The sequence below is a fragment of the Paenibacillus sp. FSL L8-0641 genome (assembly GCF_038006265.1).
GTDB lineage: Bacteria > Bacillota > Bacilli > Paenibacillales > Paenibacillaceae > Paenibacillus > Paenibacillus polymyxa_D.
The window spans coordinates 2,829,828-2,848,375 of sequence record NZ_JBBOUW010000001.1 but is presented as its reverse complement, the minus strand read 5'-3'; the positions used below and the strand labels follow the sequence as shown (position 1 = coordinate 2,848,375).

Annotated in this window: 17 protein-coding genes; 13 read left to right on the top strand and 4 right to left on the bottom strand. The window is 44.2% G+C overall.

What is annotated here, in order from left to right; all coding sequences use genetic code 11:
* Position 1: 1 nt before the first annotated feature.
* The gene (locus MKY16_RS12590; protein WP_165146590.1) at positions 2–736 is read left to right on the top strand and encodes a hypothetical protein; all 735 of its coding nucleotides are present in this window, start codon (positions 2–4) and stop codon (positions 734–736) included.
* Between the two features lie 269 nt (positions 737–1,005).
* On the opposite strand, the gene MKY16_RS12585 is transcribed toward MKY16_RS12590, so the two are convergent.
* Positions 1,006–1,221 carry a helix-turn-helix transcriptional regulator gene (locus MKY16_RS12585; protein WP_016820733.1) on the bottom strand — a complete coding sequence of 72 codons (216 nt, stop codon included), beginning with the start codon at positions 1,219–1,221 and terminating at the stop codon, positions 1,006–1,008.
* An 88-nt stretch (positions 1,222–1,309) separates the two neighbouring features.
* Between MKY16_RS12585 and MKY16_RS12580 the strand changes: the two genes are divergently transcribed.
* The 3 genes from MKY16_RS12580 to mobB all read left to right on the top strand — a co-directional run bounded on the left by MKY16_RS12580 (position 1,310) and on the right by mobB (position 3,567).
* The gene (locus tag MKY16_RS12580; protein WP_029517471.1) at positions 1,310–1,549 is read left to right on the top strand and encodes a helix-turn-helix domain-containing protein; all 240 of its coding nucleotides are present in this window, start codon (positions 1,310–1,312) and stop codon (positions 1,547–1,549) included.
* A gap of 195 nt (positions 1,550–1,744) precedes the next feature.
* On the top strand, positions 1,745–3,022 hold the full coding sequence (locus tag MKY16_RS12575; RefSeq protein ID WP_029517472.1) for a molybdopterin molybdotransferase MoeA: 1,278 nt from the start codon (positions 1,745–1,747) through the stop codon (positions 3,020–3,022).
* Complete coding sequence (gene mobB, locus MKY16_RS12570; protein WP_340955562.1) at positions 3,019–3,567, top strand: molybdopterin-guanine dinucleotide biosynthesis protein B; 549 nt, start codon at positions 3,019–3,021, stop codon at positions 3,565–3,567. Before MKY16_RS12575 ends, mobB begins: the two co-directional genes overlap by 4 nt.
* Before the next feature lie 4 nt (positions 3,568–3,571).
* Here mobB and xerS read toward each other — a convergent pair whose 3' ends face one another.
* Positions 3,572–4,672: a tyrosine recombinase XerS gene (gene xerS / locus MKY16_RS12565; protein ID WP_307345441.1), complete on the bottom strand. Its 1,101-nt coding sequence runs from the start codon at positions 4,670–4,672 to the stop codon at positions 3,572–3,574.
* A gap of 116 nt (positions 4,673–4,788) precedes the next feature.
* On the opposite strand from xerS, the gene MKY16_RS12560 reads away from it, so the two are divergent.
* The 3 genes from MKY16_RS12560 to MKY16_RS12550 all read left to right on the top strand — a co-directional run bounded on the left by MKY16_RS12560 (position 4,789) and on the right by MKY16_RS12550 (position 10,160).
* Positions 4,789–5,298 (top strand): GNAT family N-acetyltransferase, encoded by a 510-nt coding sequence (locus tag MKY16_RS12560; RefSeq protein WP_029517475.1) that lies wholly within the window; start codon positions 4,789–4,791, stop codon positions 5,296–5,298.
* Positions 5,299–5,467: 169 nt separating this feature from the next.
* A complete protein-coding gene (locus MKY16_RS12555) occupies positions 5,468–6,640 on the top strand; it encodes a M20 metallopeptidase family protein (protein WP_069011749.1) in 1,173 nt (390 codons plus the stop codon).
* Between the two features lie 448 nt (positions 6,641–7,088).
* Positions 7,089–10,160: a X2-like carbohydrate binding domain-containing protein gene (locus tag MKY16_RS12550; protein WP_340955556.1), complete on the top strand. Its 3,072-nt coding sequence runs from the start codon at positions 7,089–7,091 to the stop codon at positions 10,158–10,160.
* A 341-nt stretch (positions 10,161–10,501) separates the two neighbouring features.
* Here MKY16_RS12550 and MKY16_RS12545 read toward each other — a convergent pair whose 3' ends face one another.
* Positions 10,502–11,419, bottom strand: coding sequence for an AEC family transporter (locus MKY16_RS12545; RefSeq protein WP_340955554.1), 918 nt, complete (start codon positions 11,417–11,419; stop codon positions 10,502–10,504).
* 251 nt (positions 11,420–11,670) lie between these two features.
* Here MKY16_RS12545 and MKY16_RS12540 point away from each other — a divergent pair, with 251 nt between their 5' ends.
* Positions 11,671–12,672, top strand: coding sequence for a copper amine oxidase N-terminal domain-containing protein (locus MKY16_RS12540; RefSeq protein ID WP_340955551.1), 1,002 nt, complete (start codon positions 11,671–11,673; stop codon positions 12,670–12,672).
* Between the two features lie 203 nt (positions 12,673–12,875).
* Positions 12,876–13,664 carry an SDR family oxidoreductase gene (locus MKY16_RS12535; RefSeq protein WP_029517480.1) on the top strand — a complete coding sequence of 263 codons (789 nt, stop codon included), beginning with the start codon at positions 12,876–12,878 and terminating at the stop codon, positions 13,662–13,664.
* 94 nt (positions 13,665–13,758) lie between these two features.
* Here MKY16_RS12535 and MKY16_RS12530 read toward each other — a convergent pair whose 3' ends face one another.
* Positions 13,759–14,487 carry a DsbA family oxidoreductase gene (locus MKY16_RS12530; protein ID WP_029517481.1) on the bottom strand — a complete coding sequence of 243 codons (729 nt, stop codon included), beginning with the start codon at positions 14,485–14,487 and terminating at the stop codon, positions 13,759–13,761.
* A 212-nt stretch (positions 14,488–14,699) separates the two neighbouring features.
* Between MKY16_RS12530 and MKY16_RS12525 the strand changes: the two genes are divergently transcribed.
* From MKY16_RS12525 to MKY16_RS12510, 4 genes are read left to right on the top strand one after another with little or no spacing between them, the layout of a single operon-like run.
* A complete protein-coding gene (locus MKY16_RS12525) occupies positions 14,700–15,728 on the top strand; it encodes a LacI family DNA-binding transcriptional regulator (protein WP_340955548.1) in 1,029 nt (342 codons plus the stop codon).
* The gene (gene rbsK / locus MKY16_RS12520) at positions 15,721–16,599 is read left to right on the top strand and encodes a ribokinase (RefSeq protein WP_069011915.1); all 879 of its coding nucleotides are present in this window, start codon (positions 15,721–15,723) and stop codon (positions 16,597–16,599) included. The genes MKY16_RS12525 and rbsK overlap by 8 nt, the downstream gene beginning before the upstream one ends.
* A 1-nt stretch (position 16,600) precedes the next feature.
* The gene (rbsD, locus tag MKY16_RS12515; RefSeq protein WP_340955546.1) at positions 16,601–17,035 is read left to right on the top strand and encodes a D-ribose pyranase; all 435 of its coding nucleotides are present in this window, start codon (positions 16,601–16,603) and stop codon (positions 17,033–17,035) included.
* 30 nt (positions 17,036–17,065) lie between these two features.
* Complete coding sequence (locus MKY16_RS12510; protein ID WP_340885597.1) at positions 17,066–18,547, top strand: sugar ABC transporter ATP-binding protein; 1,482 nt, start codon at positions 17,066–17,068, stop codon at positions 18,545–18,547.
* Position 18,548 lies beyond the last annotated feature (1 nt).

The window sequence follows — 18,548 nt, the reverse complement described above, 5'->3', positions numbered from 1 at the left end:
AATGGAAGAGGGAAAGCGAATCCTAGCCACTCCATTGCTTGATGACAATTCACTTGGAGATTGCTCTTTTTTTTGTGAGAATCACCTAGTTGCGATTGAATTGTGGAAGCCTAAAAGCAATTATCACATTCCGCTTTTTCATACTTCTCATGGAAGATTTACAGTTCCCACCACCCTCCATGAATGTTCCGTAGGCTTACCCACTTTTTGCAATTTGGACGGATCTAATTTGGTTAACATCACACAAGTGGACAAGATCATTACGGGAGATTATGGAGGGGGGCAGGTTGTTTTTAAAAATCATGATATTAAGGAAAGTATAAATTCAGCAAATTTATCTCGGTGGAAACAAATATATGCAGATGCAATGAATGCCGATAGAGAATTTCGTTATATTTTCGGATCGGAAATTAAGGTAGTGGGTAAGGCAGCAGTGAGCGGTTTTTTTAAGGTAATGAATATGCATAGTGTGGATATGTGGGAACCTAAAAAAAATTATTATGTCCCGCGTTTCAACTCTGGAGATCGTTCTTATACAATCGGGCTAACCGCACAGGCTTGCAGGGAAGCTTTTCCGTATCTATATCCAGCTTATAAAGATACCCTGATAAATCTTGACTTGGTTTGTGAAATTGAGTCTAACGCATTTGGAGGGCTGGTACGATTCGAAGGATCTGACTTCACTTGCTCGATGTCTCATAATAAACTTAAAGCGCTTAAAAAACTGTGGAAATGACCCATGAAAATTCAGGGGTCATTTTTGTTACCAGATTTAAATGAATAAGTCAATAATCAGTTAGACTAGGATAAGCCGGACGGGTTCGATTTAATTCGACATATTTCCCGTTTTTAATCATTTTCCATGTGATAAAATTGATTATGAAAAAAATAACAATCTTTTAAATAAAGGTGAAAACAATCTACATATAAGAAAAGGAGGGTGAAAGCGGGATATATATTGTAAATGCCGGCATGTACAAATGCCCCGAAGGAAATGCCTGTTTGTCAGGCAAGTTCCCACTCATATAAGTCCTCAGCTTTACACTCCAATATCCTAGAAATGAGGACTGCCGCCTCGAATGACATTTTGTCACGTCCCGCGATCCAGTTGGATATTTGTTGCCGCGAATATCCAGTTCGTCGGGCGAGCCATGATTGAGTGCGTCCATGAGATTTGAGTTCCTCTTTCAAAAGGCATTTCCCCCGAGTAAGTTTTTGCACCTTACTTGCTCCTAACAGGGGAAAAGTGTTTCGTTCAGAGTATACAGGTAAATTACTTTTTTATCAATTATATTGTGGAGTTGATTGGATGGTTGCAGATAAAAATGAAAATGTAACTTGCACTAGCTTTTATACAATAAAGATGGCACGACTCGCTTCAGGATATAGTGAGTTAATAGCTTGCAATATACTTGGTATGTCAATGAATGAATTAAAACATATAGAGGAAGATTCATCCGATTTAACAATAGCTCGAGCACAGCAAATGTCCTCGTTATATGAGGTTTCAATAGATTCAATCTATTTCGGAAAAATTAATATAAACTAATAAAATAGAGAAATGACCGGATGATACGCAAAATTAAAAACTGAAATCTACCAAAAACAGCCGCGATATGATATCCAGGCTGTTTTTTGGCGGATAAAGACTTGGAGCAATTCAATAAATACCGTTTGGATTTGCCAGATAACGGTTTTAGCGTTATAACAGAAAGAGGGCATTTAAGAAGAACGGAGTGAAAATATGAATCATACATCATTAAACGCAGAAAAATTCCAGCGTAAAGCAGTTCAGGTGGAAGAGGCACAAAGCAGGATAGCTAGTCATGTTAAACAGGGTGAAAGGGAGGACGTAGGGCTTGAGCAAGCACATGGTCGCTATCTGGCGATGGATTTGACTGCGCCACATCCGTATCCCCGCTTTCGTCGTTCTGGTATGGACGGCTATGCGATCCTTGCCTCGGACACTGAAGTCTGTTCGACCGGTCAGGAAATCTGGCTACACGTGATTGATGAAATTCCTTGTGGCACCGTATCGGACAAGCGGGTGGAGACGGGAATGGCAGCCCGCATCATGACAGGAGCACAACTACCTGAAGGAGCGGACACGGTGGTTATGCTGGAGGCGACACAGCTGCGTGAGGAAAATGGACAGACATATGTTGGCTTGAAGAAGCGTATGGAAGTTGGCAAAAATGTGACACAAATTGGTCATGAGATTAAGGAAGGTCAGCTTTTGCTCAGTAAGGGAACTTGTGTGGGAGCGGGGCATGTCTCAGTACTGGCTACTTTTGGTGTGCATCGGGTGCCTGTTTACAGGAAGCCAAGGGTGGCTGTCTTTTCCACAGGGTCAGAATTGCTCGCAGTGGATGAGCCGTTACAACCGGGAAAAATTCGAAACAGTAATACATATATGCTGGCTTCTCAAATCAGAGAGGCAGGAGGAGAGCCGTTCATTTTACAAGCCATTCATGATGATTTGAGTCTTGCCCGTACCTCTGTACGTGAAGCCATAGCTGCCTATGATATCGTGGTCACGAGTGGAGGAGTATCGGTGGGGGATTTTGATATTATGGGTGACCTGGTACGACAGGAAGATGTGAATATGCTGTTCAACAAAGTTACGATGCGTCCAGGAAGTGTGACCACAGCCGCAGTGATTGACGGCAAGCTGTTATTTGCGCTTTCAGGCAACCCCGGTGCGTGCTTTGTAGGCTGTGAGCTGTTTGTACGGCCGACGATCCAAATGATGTTATCTTCGGCACATCCATATTTACAAACCTGGACGGCGAAGTTAGGCGCAGATTATACGAAGGTAAACAACTATACACGCTTTGTACGCAGCTCTTTGGAGATACGTGGTGGGCAAGTATACGCGATTCCTGCGCGAGCAGATGAATCTAGTGTCATGGTGACCATTAAGGACAGCGACTGTCTGATCGTGATTCCTCCTACAACAGAAGGATTACGCAAAGGTGAAGAGGTGCGAGTACTGGTATTACAAGGTGGACAGGTAACGTGAATACGAAACATCCATTTGTATGTCAAATCGTCGGATTCAAAAATACGGGGAAAACGACCTTTCTCGGAGGGTTAATTCGTTATGTGCAGAAGTCAGGTCTACGCGTAGCAGTGATCAAGCATGATGGACATGAATTTGAAATGGATCATGAGGGTACTGATACGTACAAGCACCGACAGGCGGGTGCTGAAGGCGTAGCTATTGTTTCGGCTGGAAGAACAGCTATTTTAGAGGAGAATAGTCAGCCTGTCACCAGTCTGATACGGCATTTTCAGGCCTATGATTGTGTGTTGCTGGAAGGCTTCAAGCAGGAGGATTATCCAAAGCTTGTCATGGTGAAGGAACAATCGGATGCTCAGCTTACCGATAAGCTGACAAATGTACAGGGGGTAGCGGTTTGGGAGCATCAAATGGATTGGGCTCAACGTCACTACTCAGATGAAATGATACAAATATTTCCTGCTGAGGCCAACGGACCCGCAGGCCGCTGGCTACTCGAACAGATTCAAAAGCAGATAGAAGGAATGAGGAATAAGCAGGGGTGAGACATCAATCGGCTGAGTCGGTTAGAGTCTCTACCCGCCGTTCGATCGCCTGGGACATGGTTTTGTCAGTCAGGTGGGCATACACTTCTGTTGTTTCTGTCGAAGCGTGCCCCAGTTGTTCCTTTGTTTTGTAAATATCATTTTGTAAATAATAATCAGTAGCAAAGGAATGACGAAGCTTATGCACGGTAAGGTAAGGCTTACCGAAACGCTTGGCGTACTTGATGATCATTGCCTGAATCGCTCTTTTGGTCATCCGTTTGCCTTCTGTACTCCCGTTAGGACGTGTGACAAAGAGAGCCTTTTCTTTTTTTGGAGCGCGGTAACGGGTATGTCTCAGGGACAAATAAAGTACGAGATCATCTTTGGATTGCTCGCGGAAATACACCGGCGTTTTAAAGGTTTCGTCGTTATTGCCTTTGCGATACACATATAATAATTTATTGTTTATGTCTAAATCATCCAGATTCAGATTGACGATTTCAGATACGCGCAGGCCTGAGTTCAAAATGAGACTGGCGATACAGGCATCCCGTTCCTTATTTAGTTCATAGGAGTATAGCGCCTGCTTGTTATCGGCTAAATCCTGACCATAGCCTTCATAAATATAACCGATGAATTCAAGCAGTTCTTCCTCTTCCAGTATTTTACCTTTAAGCTTGGCCGCCGTATCCTTGGGTTTATGTATACGCTTGATTTCAACCTTGGCCATAATGTTGCGTTTGAGCAATGGATAAAAATTTTCATCCTCAGCGATCTGACTTAAATAATGAAAAAGCGAACGCAGAGACGACAGCTTACGTGAAATGGTTATACGGGAGTTGGAGCCTTCGCGCTTAGTAGACAGAAATAATCGAAAGCCTGTAATACTGTCCATGTGAAGTGTCTCCAACTCTTCAAGTGTAACTTGGGCATTCGTTTCTCCGGCAGACAAGCCTTCCGAGCGAAGCCATGAAAAGAAAGCTTCGTAATCCCGCACATATTCTAGTAGTGTGGAAGGGGACAGGTCGGGCAGCTTATAATCCATAAATTGCTGCACGTACCATGGTAATCCCGGCATTTTTTCATCTAGTTTGCGCCGGTCGATGATCTTTTGTATATTCATTGGGTTCCACCTCGTCCGGTCATAATATATATGTATTTTAGCATATTTTGAACAGCACTGGATGGGATGTAATTCGAAGTTAAAGAACGGATTGAACCGCCAAGAGAGGTGAAAGTATGGGGTATAATATCAAATCGGAACTGAAGCTGTCTATTAAGAGTGTACCGGAGTCGCAAAAGGACATTATTGTACAGCTCATGCAATTTTATTTATACGATTTTACAGCCTATCTGCGAATTGATGTCACTGAGAAGGGGACATTCCCGGCTTATCCAGACTTGTATCAATATTGGACGAGCGGCGAACAGAAGTTGCCTTTTCTGATTTGGAGACAGGATGTTCCTGTGGGCTTTGCACTCGTTGACCGAATGTCCAGCAATCGAGAAGCTGACTACTACATGGCTGAGTTCTTTGTACTTCGTCCTTATCGGCATAATGGGGTTGGGACTTGGGCGGCTCATGAGCTGTTTGGACGTTTTAACGGACGCTGGAAGGTGACCCAGATGAGTACGAATAGGCCGGCACAATCCTTTTGGCGTAAGGTGATTGGAAGCTATACGAAAGGTGAGTACAGGGAACAGACACATCCCGTAAGAGGAAACATTAGTCAGTTTTTCAATACCTGAAAAATTCTAAATAGATAAGTTAGTAATGAAAAAGAGTTGGGGAGAGTATCCTATCGGCTCTTTTTTGTTGTAAATTCAAGTCTTCTATGATAAGAGAGCTACATTCTACAGGCTGTTCATGGTAAGATAAGGATAGAAGCATATAAATTCAATAGGAAAAGAGGGTATTATGCTAGAAAAATGGGTTCAGGAATTAAAAGATGGTGAACAAGAGCTGATTGCGTGGAGAAGACATCTACATCAGCATCCCGAGCTTTCTTTTGAAGAAACGAATACATCTGCTTTTATCGCCGATCAATTGCGCTCTTTTGGTATTGAGGTAAGAACGAATGTGGGTGGAAACGGTGTGCTCGGGTTTTTAGAAGGCGGTCAGCCAGGTAGAACGATTGCATTTCGTGCTGATTTTGATGCACTTCCTATTCAGGATGAAAAGGAAGTGCCTTATAAATCGACCGTTCCGGGTGTTATGCATGCCTGCGGGCATGATGGTCACACGGCTGCATTACTTGGAGTGGCACGCGTGTTGAGCCATAACCGTGAGGCGCTGAAGGGAAAGCTTGTGTTTATTTTTCAACATGCAGAAGAAAAACCGCCTGGCGGAGCCAAGTTTATGATTGAGGATGGCTGTCTGGAAGGGGTAGAGGCGGTATACGGTATTCACCTCGCGTCTGAAATTCCTTTTGGTAAAATTGGATTAAAGAGTGGGCCTGCGATGGCGGCTGTCGACGCGTTTACGATCCAGATCAACGGTAAAGGCGGGCATGGCGCACGACCGCACCAGACGGTAGACTCTATTGTTATCGGCAGTCAAATTGTGAACGGGTTGCAGCAGGTGGTTAGTCGCAGGGTGGACCCTATTGAATCAGCAGTGTTAACGATTGGGGTATTTCAAGCTGGAACTGCCTTTAATGTGATTGCAGATAAGGCCAAAATTGAAGGGACTGTACGTACGTTTAATAAGGAAGTGCGTAAGGAAGTCGAGAATGAAATTCGCAGTATCGTCAAGGGGTTGACTGAGGCTTATCATGCCGGATACGAAATGGACTATTTGAATGGCTATCCTTCTTTGGTGAATGCCGAAGCCGAAACGGAGCGTGTACGCGAGCTCATCGGCAGACTGTATGGAGCAGACGCTTTTTTGGATTTGAAGCCGGTCATGGGAGCAGAGGATTTTGCCTATTATTTGGAGCAACGACCGGGAGCCTTCATTCATGTAGGTGCCCGTAATGAGGATGAACGAACGCATTTTGCTCATCACCATCCTCACTTTGATTTTGATGAGCGGGCATTGCTCGTCTCAGGGCATATTTTTTTAGCTCTGGCGCTTGAATACTTGCAATAATATGCATTTGTTTATGACTAAAGCCAGTATTAACGGAAGTAACGGAAGCTGGAACCGCGCATAGCGCGGTTTTTTTGTTGTAAATCCAAGTATTTTGACACCCATAAAGAATGAAAATAAAGTAATTAATTCACTATGTGAAAAATTCATAATAGAAATAAATAAAAGGTGTTAACTCTGAAGGAAGTCTAAACCTCATACTATAAGCTGCGGAGCAGGAGATAATATCGCATGATCTTGATTTTTCGTACAAGGAAATGAAAAAAAGATGACGAATCTATTGAGCATGACAACAGTGTAAGCGCTAACAAATTGGGTGTTGCACTATATTTATTGGGATGAATGGGGGTGAGTCTAAGAGAACATTTGTCAGAATTGTGAGAAGCAACGATAACGATAGGAACGAATTCGTATATTCAAATGATTATGAAGAAGGAGGTTGAATTCATTGACTAAGGCAAAAAACAGGTTGAAGATTGCTTGTTTGGCGCTTGTGGTAGCGGGTGCTTCCTGGACAGGAATGATAGCGCCGACTCATGCTGCTTCAAGTGACGATTACAGTTGGAAAAGTGTCGTTACGGGTGGAGGTGGTGGTTTTGTACCTGGCATTATTTTTAATGAAACGGAAAAAGACCTGATCTATGCACGTACAGATATTGGAGGGGCTTACCGGTGGAATGCTGCCAATGAGAGCTGGATTCCGCTGACGGATTCTGTGGGCTGGGAGGATTGGAACAAAAATGGTGTCGATGCACTAGCGACTGATCCTGTTGATCCAAACCGTGTATATATAGCTACAGGTACGTATACTAATTCATGGGATAAACAAAACGGGCAAATTATGCGTTCCACCGACAGGGGCAATACGTGGCAGACGACCAAGCTTCCTTTTAAGGTGGGGGGCAATATGCCGGGGCGCTCGATGGGGGAACGTCTGACGATTGATCCAAATAGGAATAATATTTTGTTCTTTGGAGCTCGAAGTGGTAATGGACTATGGAAAAGCTCTGATTTTGGAGCAACTTGGAGCAAGGTGAGCAGTTTCCCAAATCCAGGGACGTATGTACAGGACCCTTCCAATGAATATACCAGCGACATTGTCGGTTTAGCCTGGATCACCTTTGACAAAAAAACAGGCTCTTCGAGTAAAGCAACGCAGACGATCTATGTAGGTGTAGCAGATAAAAAGCAAAGTGTCTATCGCAGTACAGATGGCGGGACAACCTGGTCTGCTATAGCGGGACAGCCTACGGGCTATTTGCCACATCACGGTGTGTTATCAACGGACGGCAATCTATATATTTCTTATAGCGATGGAGCCGGTCCATATGACGGAACAAAGGGTGAACTGTGGAAATTGAATACAGCCAGCGGGCAGTGGACTAACATTAGCCCCATAGGTAGCAGTAGCGCGGACAATCATTTTGGATATGGTGGACTGACGGTGGATGCCCAGAAGCCAGGTACACTTATGGTTGCTACGTTGAATGCCTGGTGGCCGGATGAAACGATTTACCGCAGCACGGACAGTGGGGCAACCTGGAGTCCTATTTGGGAATTTGATGGTTATCCGTCTCGCAAGCTGAAATATAATCTGGATATAAGCGGTGCACCTTGGCTGACTTTCAATGCCAACCCGGCTCCACCGGAAGTATCGCCCAAGCTGGGGTGGATGATCGGTGATCTGGAGATAGATCCATTTAATTCAGACCATATGTTGTACGGCACCGGAGCTACGATTTATGGCTCTAAAAATCTAACCAATTGGGATAAAGGCGGAAAGCTGGATATTTCAGTAGCCGCTAAAGGGGTAGAGGAAACGGCGATTTTGGATCTGGTGAGCCCTCCAACCGGCGCGCCTTTGGTGAGCGCAGTAGGTGATGTCTCTGGATTCAGACATGACGATTTATTCAAGGCTCCAGCTAAAATGCTGGATAATCCGACTTTTACAAGCAGCGAAAGTATTGATTATGCCGAGCTGAATCCTTCTTTTATGGCTCGGGTAGGTAAAGCGGATTATAAAAAAGATCCAAATGCCAAATCCATCGGTATTTCCAATGATGGTGGAGCCAACTGGTATAAGGCAAATAGCGAGCCTTCTGGTACAGCAGGAGGGGGCAGCATCGCTGTAGCAGCAGATGGTAATGGCTTGCTGTGGAGTACCTCAGACAAAGGTGTGTTCTACTCCAAAACTGGTGGCAACTCATGGACAGCAAGCACAGGGATTCCAGCGAATGCAAAGATCGTCTCTGACCGAGTGAACCCTAATAAATATTACGCATTTGCCTCCGGGAAAATATATGTGAGCACCAATGGTGGCGTATCCTTTACGCCTTCAGCGGTAACTGGCTTACCGACAGCAGGCAATGCTGATATTGATGCTGTACGAGGAGCAGAAGGAGATGTGTGGTTCGCCGGAGGCTCCGAGGATGGGGGGCCATATGGCTTATGGCATTCCAACGATTCCGGCGCTACGTTCACCAAGCTCTCTAATGTGCAGGAAGCGGATTTTGTAGGCTTTGGTAAGGCAGCGCCGAACCGCACGTATGCAGCGGTATTTATCGTTGGTAAAATAGATGGTACACGTGGATTTTACCGATCGGACGATGCTGGTGCAAACTGGGCGCGCATTAATGATGACAAACATCAATATGCTCGAGTGACCAAAATTATTGGGGACCCGCGGGTTTATGGACGTGCTTATCTGGGAACGAATGGCCGCGGCATTCTGGTGGCAGATCGTGTGGGTGGTGATCAGCCATCTACCGGGCAAGCAAGTATTACACCAACGACTGCAACCTATGGAGTGAATAACAACAATACAGATATTACTGTCAAGCTAACACTTAACGGCAATACGCTGGAAGCGATCAAGCAGGGGAGTGTGGTGTTGAACAAAGGTGAAGATTATACGCTTAGTGAGGATACAGTCGTTCTTACCAACAAGTATTTATCTAAACTTCCTAAAGGAGAGACAGCACTAAACTTCCATTTTAGTACAGGCAATGATGCGTTGTTTACGATTACGGTGAAAGGGGATACGCCAAGTGAGCCAGGAACAGGCGAGGGCGTTCTGAAGGTGCAAACCTTCAATGGGAATGTATCCACCACAAGCAATACAATCAGTTCCAAATTTAAAATAACCAATACGGGAACCTCATCCATTTCCCTAGCAGATGTGACATTGCGTTATTATTACACCATTAACGGGGAGAAAACACAAAATTTCTTCACGGATTGGTCGAGCGTCGGTACAGGGAATGTGATTGCTAGCTTCAAAACATTATCCAATGCGAAGCTAGGGGCAGACTCTTATGCAGAAATTGGGTTTAAATCGGCTGCGGGTTCTTTAGAGCCTGGTCAAAGTGTGGATTTGCAAACCCGGATATCCAAAGAGGACTGGAGTAGTTACACACAGACCGATGATTATTCATTTAATCCTACAGCAAACAGTTTACAAGATTCTGCTAAAATAACCGCTTATCTGTCTGGAAGCAAGCAATGGGGAATTGAGCCCTAAACCTTAATAAGGATAATCCTAAGTCAGCCACTCTAATGAGTGAGCTGGCTTTATTTTGATGACCTTGTTGTCCCGCATTCTTTTTTTAGGAAAAAGCAACGACAAGTTGAAAACAGCAACTAATAGAGATTCAAATTAGATAATATAATTATTTCATTATATGAAAAATTAACAATAGAAAAAAACTCTTTCTCGCATACGATCTCAATATAACAAACACACCACCTTAAGTAGAAAAAAGAAGCACCAACAGGAACGTATGTTCTTTTATCTCGAAAAAGAAACGCTCCTGTCCTTAGACAAAAAGCGTCTCTAATCCATTTTTTATATTATCATACACCTCAAACAAGATGCCGGGATACTGAAATTAACAGTGTCATCGTAATGACATTCATAATCGTTGAAAGTAATACTGTTTGTGCGGCAAAATCGGGTTCATTTTTATATTCTTCCGCCAAAATACTTGTATTAACTCCGGTAGGCATACCCGATGCAATGAGCAAGGCTTGAGCGGGAATCCCCTTAAGACCCAGCAGCAAGACAAGCATAAAACCGACTATTGGACCAGCAATCAGGCGTAGTACCATACTGATGTACACGGCTGTACGGCGCAAGCGAAAGGGATATTGCACAATTTGTGCTCCCAAAGTAAGCAGAGCCACGGCAACCATCGACTGACTAATATAATTCAAAGGTTCAGCCAGTAAATTAGGCAACGGACTATGCAACAGATTTAGGAGCAAACCTAGTGCAAGTGCATAAGGTACAGGCATTTTCAAAAAGTTAATTAAAATTTTTCGAGTGTTAGCCTTACCGTTCTGTACAACAAAAGTACCGTATGTAAATGTAACAAAGCTTTGAAAGGTCATAATCAGAGCCTGAACGGAAATGGCTAGCGGATCACCTTTGAACACCAACTGATTGATTGGTAGACCATAATTTCCTGAATTATCTAGCATTACACTGTTTGTAAAAGCTCCACGCATTCCAGGGCTGTATTTCAGCGATCTGGCGACGGTAGTACTGATTACGTACAGAATAGCTATGTACAAGGCATAAAAAAGTGAAACCTCACCCATGAGCATTAAAGAAATTTCCGAGTGATATAGACCCGTAAACACAACTGCGGGGGTGATATAATAAAAATTGATTTTAGCTAAGGTATACAAATCCAGTCGAAAATAATATTGCATGATACAACCAAAACCGATAAGTACAAAAATAGGTAAAACAACGTCCAAAAGAATGGTGCCGAACATGTTTGTTTCATCTTCTTTCTATTATGCGAATGTAAAGGCTGTTTCTTATAAATGCATGGGCATTTTCTCATTATACTGTGTAAATAGGTTAGGCGTATAATAAAATTTTATAGTGGTTTTGGTAATCTGGACTGCAGCTATAGTGGTGTCTCACACATTAAATAAAAAAAGATAAAAAATCAGCTTAGAGAAACCGTTAATACATCTAGGGACGATTGAGCCCGGTGTTTACTATAAGGAGGAATCGCATCATGAAAAACACTTGGACAGCTTTACTAGCGTGTATACTGGTCTTGGGATTGGCAGCGGGAACCGCTGAAGCCAAGCAGGGACGCGGAAATGATCAGGGGAACAAACAGGAAGCAAAGACGTCTGTTAAAGACGGGAATGAAAAGAGCGGGGAAGAGCTAATCAATCCCCATGACTCAGACAATGATCAGTCCAAAAAACAAAAGGACAAAGCATCCGGTAAAAAGGATGAAAACAGTAAAAAAGACAAACACGCAGAAATCAGAAAAACTGAACCTGTTGCAGTAACGGATGATACATACGGGGGGTCCAAAGACCATAATGGTCACAAGGGACGCAACGGTTACAAGGGTCTGCTTCACGCGGTAGAAAATACGAAGGATAAGCCGGCAGGAGCGGTTATTGCGAATCTGCTGCTTACGAAATACCCGGACCGTTTGACTTCGGAGCAGGTTGCTGAACTTGAATTGATCCGGAATTCTGGTAAAGCACTGACTGAGGCAGCTGAGCTACTGGCTGAAAACGGAAATGTGACAGATGCCGTTTACATGCAGGAGGAGGCGGTACTGGCTAATGTGTCCGATCTGGACAGCTACAAAAAGCTGGGTGAATTCTCGAAGAAGGCCGGACGGCCGTCGGGTATGAAGCTGTTCGTGAATGGTGAAGAATACGACGCCAAACCGATTAACCGCAATGGGACCACACTTGTTCCGTTTAGAACAGCTTCCGAAGCTTTGGATGCAAAGGTTTCCTGGGATCCGAAAGAAAAGGCTGTTACTGTCACCCGTAACGGCGTGTCCGTCAAATTATTTGTTAACAGTCCGAAAGCATATATTAACGGTCAGCCGTATTCTATCGAGCAGCCAGCATCCATAGTGAATGGGACGACAATGGTACCTGTAAGGGTAATCGGAGAGGCCTTGGGGACAAATGTTAAATGGGAGCCTGAGAGCCAGTCCGTTGTTGTATACGAGCAGCCAACAACACCTGCATCAACATCATAACGTGCTGTAACAAATATTTTGTAAACAAAAAGGGCCCCTGACTAAATGTCAGGCCTTTTTGTTTTACCTTGCAATGAATGATTCCGTATTCTTTTTAATGGTGAGAGGATAGATAGCCTTCATGATACTACCAAGCTATTCGCATTATGTGCTGGTCATGTGTACAATTAAATAGAGAACACTGACAAAAGGGAGTGTTATAGATGGATTTAGGATTAACGGGAAAAGCAGCCTTTGTTGCAGGTTCCAGTAAAGGACTCGGCAAGGCAAGCGCACGGGAGCTGGCACGCGAGGGTGCGAATGTCATCATTTCAGGACGGAACGAAGCAGAGCTTCAGCGGACGCAGGCGGAATTACTGGAAACAGCGAGTGGCCGCGTTGAATATGTAGTTTGCGATGTAACAAAACCAGAAGATATCTCCCAGGCCATCCGCCGTACAGCTGATTTGTTTGGCACCGTTGATATTTTGGTTAACAATGCGGGTGGGCCTCCTGCTGGTACCTTTGATGATTTTACTGATGAAGTGTGGATGCAGGCCTTTGAACAAAATTTACTTAGTCATATCCGGTTGATCCGTGAGGTCTTACCCTATATGAAAAAACAACAAAGCGGTAGGATATTAAATATTGCTTCTTCCTCAGTTAAGCAGCCAATTCCGGGACTAATCATTTCAAATACGCTACGTACTGGAGTCGCTGGATTGGCGAAAACATTGTCTCTGGAATTGGCTCCTCATAATATTCTGGTACATACTGTAGCACCGGGGAGAATTGCAACCGATCGCGTGCGTAGCTTGGACGAGCATCGAGCTGAGAAAACCCAGCAAACGACGGATCAGGTTCGAAAACAAGCAGAAGAGGGCATTCCATTGGGGCGGTATGGAGAGCCTGAAGAGTTCGGTAAAGTTGTTGCTTTTCTGGCGTCTTCAGCTTCATCCTATTTGACAGGGAGCACCATCCTTGTGGATGGCGGAATGATTAAATCGTTATAAAATAAAGAAGCGTGCCAGCCTCAGGTTTAATAGGGGGCTGGCACGCTTTTTTAAAATTTATTTAGGGAGTTGGAAATGTTAATTCAAGGACTGTTCAGCTCTCGCGGCCTGGAAGCTCACAACCCTCATCGGTACATACACCACCTGCATCCTGTTTGGACGAGCTGCCACTTATCATGGTGAAAGGTGAGCGTTCATCCCATGCTTTTTGAAGCGCATCATGAAACACTTCCTCCGGCTGGGCACCAGAAACGGCAAATTTTCGATCAAATACAAAGAATGGTACACCCTGAACACCCAACTCAGCGCCTTCGGCTTCATCAGCTCTAACTTCGTCGGTAAAACGGTCACTGGCTAATATAGCAGCCGCTTCCTTTTGATCTAGACCAACTTCAGTAGCCAGCGCTGCCAGCACTTCATGATCCCCTGTATGCTTGCCTTCGATGAAAACAGCATGGAATAAGCGCTCGCTCAGCTCCAGCATTTTGCCTTGTGTTTGAGCCCAAAGTGTTAAGCGGTGAGCATCAAGAGAGTTCGTCGGCACCATGGCATGAATATTATACTCAAGACCCGCAGAGCGTGCATTTTCATTCATTCGATCATTCATAGCCTGAGCCTCTTGCAGACTGACCCCATATTTAGCGGCTAATTCTTCATTGATCGTTTTACCACTATCTCTCACAGCACCCGGGTTCAATTCGAAACTCTTAAATGTCAATTGCACCTCATCGTGATGTGGAAATTTCTGTAACACTTGCTCCAAACGGCGTTTACCAATATAACAGAACGGACACATATAATCAGACCAAACTTCAATATTCATCAGGGATAAGCCTCCATGTATACGTATTTTATTGTGTAACCGGGAGCATTGCTCCTCACTTTAGAATGTGTATAAAGGTGGAACTTCACTAGTTACAATAAGAATTATAAAGCTAAAGGATTTAACGTGCAAAAAATTAATGCTTGTCAAAAAATTAATGCTGTGATATTTTATATGTGTAACCGGTTACACATTGGAGTTGAACCTACACTATGACAACAATTAAAGAAGTCGCCAGCTTTGCAGGGGTTTCCGTAGCAACCGTTTCCAGAGTTATCAATGAAACTGGATATGTGCATGAGGATACACGGCGAAAGGTTGAGGCTGCTGTGAAGCAGTTAAATTACAAGCCTAATGAAGTTGCACGTTCTTTGTATAAAAAGAAATCTAGATTAATCGGTCTTTTGCTGCCGGATATTACGAACCCTTACTTTCCCTTGTTAGCTCGTGGGGTGGAGGATCGAATGCAGGAAAATGACTTTCGGATTATTTTCGGTAATAGTGATGAAGATCGCCAAAAAGAATTGGATTACATGGATACTTTTGTTCAAAATAATGTCGTTGGTGTTATTTCTTCTACCAATGATCCCGATGCCGATTGTTACGCCAAACTGAAGATCCCGGTCGTTTTTCTCGATCGAACTTCCAGTGACAGCCTCTCCGTATATGCAGATGGAGCCCATGGCGGTTGCTTGGCTGCTCAAGAAATGGTTGCACGCGGCAGCAAGCAAATTACAGTCATGCAGGGCCCTGCACATATTCGTCCAGCACAAGATCGTTTTCGCGGGGCGGTTGAAGAGCTTCAGCAATCCGGAATTGCTTACCATGTGATCGAGACAACGTCCTTTTCGTTCAAGGAGGCCGAGTCGTGGGCCAAAGAGCTGTTTAGCAAGTATCCCGATACGGACGGAGTTATCGCAAGTAATGATATCGTGGCTACAGCGGTGATGCATGAGGCACATAGATTAGGAAAGAAAATCCCGGATGATGTTCAAATTATCGGGTTTGATGATATACCATTAAGTAGTTTGTTATTCCCGCCTTTGTCAACGATCCGACAGCCTGCTTATGAAATGGGCTGGGAAGCAGCAGGACTACTCATTCAGTTGATTGAGCATTCGCAAGTAACGAAGTCAAGTGTACCTAATCTTCATTCGAAAGTACTTACCTATTCAAGCATACAATTGCCCGTCAAATTTATAGAACGGGATACAACGAGAAGGGTGGATAATGATGGCTAAAATTTCGATTATCGGAAGCAGTTCTATGGATCTCGTAGTTACTTCGTCCAAACGTCCCGGTGCTGGTGAAACGGTATTGGGTGAAAGCTTCACAACCGTACCTGGAGGTAAAGGAGCCAATCAGGCAGTAGCCGCAGCACGACTCGGAGCCGACGTTACGATGATTGGACGAGTAGGGGATGATCATTTTGGAAAGCAGATTTTACGTAATTTTGAAGAAAATCATGTTCATACTGATTATGTGAAACCGGTTACACATATGGAAAGCGGTACAGCGCATATTATACTAGCTGAAGGCGATAACAGTATTGTCGTGGTAAAAGCAGCGAATAATGAAGTGACACCCGCCTATGTGGAAGAAGCGCTTGACGTCATCCGAAGTTCGGATATTGTGCTAATTCAACAGGAAATACCAACAGAAACGGTTGTTTACGTAAGCGAGATTTGTGCGAAATACCAGATACCCTTGTTGCTGAATCCAGCCCCGGCTCGTGAAGTGGAGGAAAGCGTAATTGCGAATGCGACCTACATTACGCCTAATGAGCATGAAGCTGCCATTATGTTTAAGGATTTAAGTCTTCAAGAAGCGCTGCGCAAATATCCCAACAAGCTGTTTGTGACTGAGGGCAGCAACGGTGTACGGTTCTTCGACGGAGAACAGGAAGTCGTGGTTCCTACTTATAAAGTAGAAGCTATTGATACGACAGGTGCAGGAGATACGTTTAACGCTGCTTTTGCAGTGGCTTTAGCTGAAGGAAATTCGCTGGCAGACAGTGTGAAATTTGCTAATCGTGCTGCGTCATTATCCGTTACCAAATTTGGAGCCCAAGGTGGAATGCCAACCCGTCGTGAAGTGGAGGAGCAAATATAATATGAAGAAACATGGAATCCTAAACAGTCATATATCCAAAATACTGTCGGATCTCGGCCACACTGACTATATTGTCGTGGCTGATGCTGGCTTACCTGTTCCTGAAGGCGTTACCAAAATTGATTTGGCCCTTAAACTGGGTGTTCCATCCTTTCAGGACGTCGTTGATGTCATTGCAGCAGATATGGTGATCGAAAAAGTAACGCTGGCCGAAGAAATCAAACAAGAAAATGAACAAGCATTACAGTATATTATGCACAACTTTGCAGGGGAGCAATTAGAACAGCCACAGATTAGTAAGCAAGTTGCCGTCATTGAGTTTTGCTCTCATGAACAATTCAAAGAGTTGACCCGTTATGCAAAGGCGATCATTCGTACAGGAGAAGCTAAACCGTATGCCAATTGTATTTTGCAGGCAGGAGTCCATTTTGGATAAATCAATATTGAATAAAAAGGAGGGTACAGCATGCAGATTCAAATGAAAGGAATTCACAAAGCCTTTGGAACCAATCAGGTACTGAGTGGTGTTCACTTTGATCTTCGTGAAGGAGAAGTACATGCCCTCATGGGTGAAAATGGTGCAGGCAAATCAACGCTGATGAATATTCTAATCGGACTGCATCGGCGAGATGAGGGAACGATCATCATTGACGGCCAGGAAACCTATTTTGCTGACCCCAAAGAAGCGGAGCAAAAAGGAATTGCTTTTATTCATCAGGAACTGAATGTGTGGCCGGAGATGACTGTGCTGGAAAATCTGTTTATCGGCAAGGAAATGACATCCAAGTGGGGCTTACTAGATAGCTCCAAAATGAAAGCGCTAGCAAATGAACAATTCAGCAAGCTTTCGGTAAACCTTCCATTGAACGGTGAAGCAGGCGAGTGTTCAGTGGGTCAACAGCAGATGATTGAAATTGCCAAAGCACTCATGACAGATGCTAAAGTTATCGTGATGGATGAGCCGACAGCCGCCTTAACCGAACGGGAAATTCAGAAGCTATTCGAGGTTATTACTTCCTTGAAAAAAGTTGGTGTTTCGATTGTGTATATTTCACATCGGATGGAGGAAATATTCGCGATCTGTGATCGGATTACCATCATGCGTGATGGGAAAACGGTGGATACTCAGGCGATTCCCGATACGAATTTTGATGAGGTTGTACGGAAAATGGTAGGTAGAGAGCTGACTGAACGCTACCCGGTAAGAACGCCTGCTTTGGGAGAAGTGGTGCTGGAGGTCAAAAATGCTTCGCATAAAGGGTTGTTTGAAAATGTGAATTTCACTGTACGATCTGGGGAAATTGTAGGTTTTTCAGGCTTGATGGGCTCGGGACGGACCGAGATCATGCGTGCGTTATTTGGACTGGATGCTTTGGATCGTGGTGAGATTCATGTGCGTGGAAAAAAGGTGTCTATTCGTAAACCGGATGATGCAGTGAAACTAGGGATTGGCTTCATTACAGAAGACCGAAAAGATGAGGGTTTGGTGCTGGATTTTTCTATCCGGGAAAATATGGTACTGCCGAATCTGTTCAGTTTTACTTCAAAAGGATTTATTTCAGGTAAAAAAGAGTTAGATTTTGTTAACACTTTAATTAAGCGCTTACAAATCAAAACCCAATCGGGCGAAACAACGGTTCGCAGTTTGTCAGGTGGTAACCAGCAAAAAGTGGTTATTGCCAAATGGGTAGGTATTGGTCCGAATGTACTTATCCTTGACGAACCGACGAGAGGTGTGGATGTGGGAGCCAAGCGGGAAATCTACCAGTTGATGAACGAGTTGACCGAACGTGGAGTCGCGATTATCATGGTATCCTCGGAACTCCCTGAGGTACTCGGCATGAGCGATCGTATTGTCGTAGTGCACGAGGGAAAGATCAGCGGAGAGCTGAGCAGGGAAGAAGCCACACAAGAAAATATTATGACGCTAGCTACAGGAGGACAGTAAT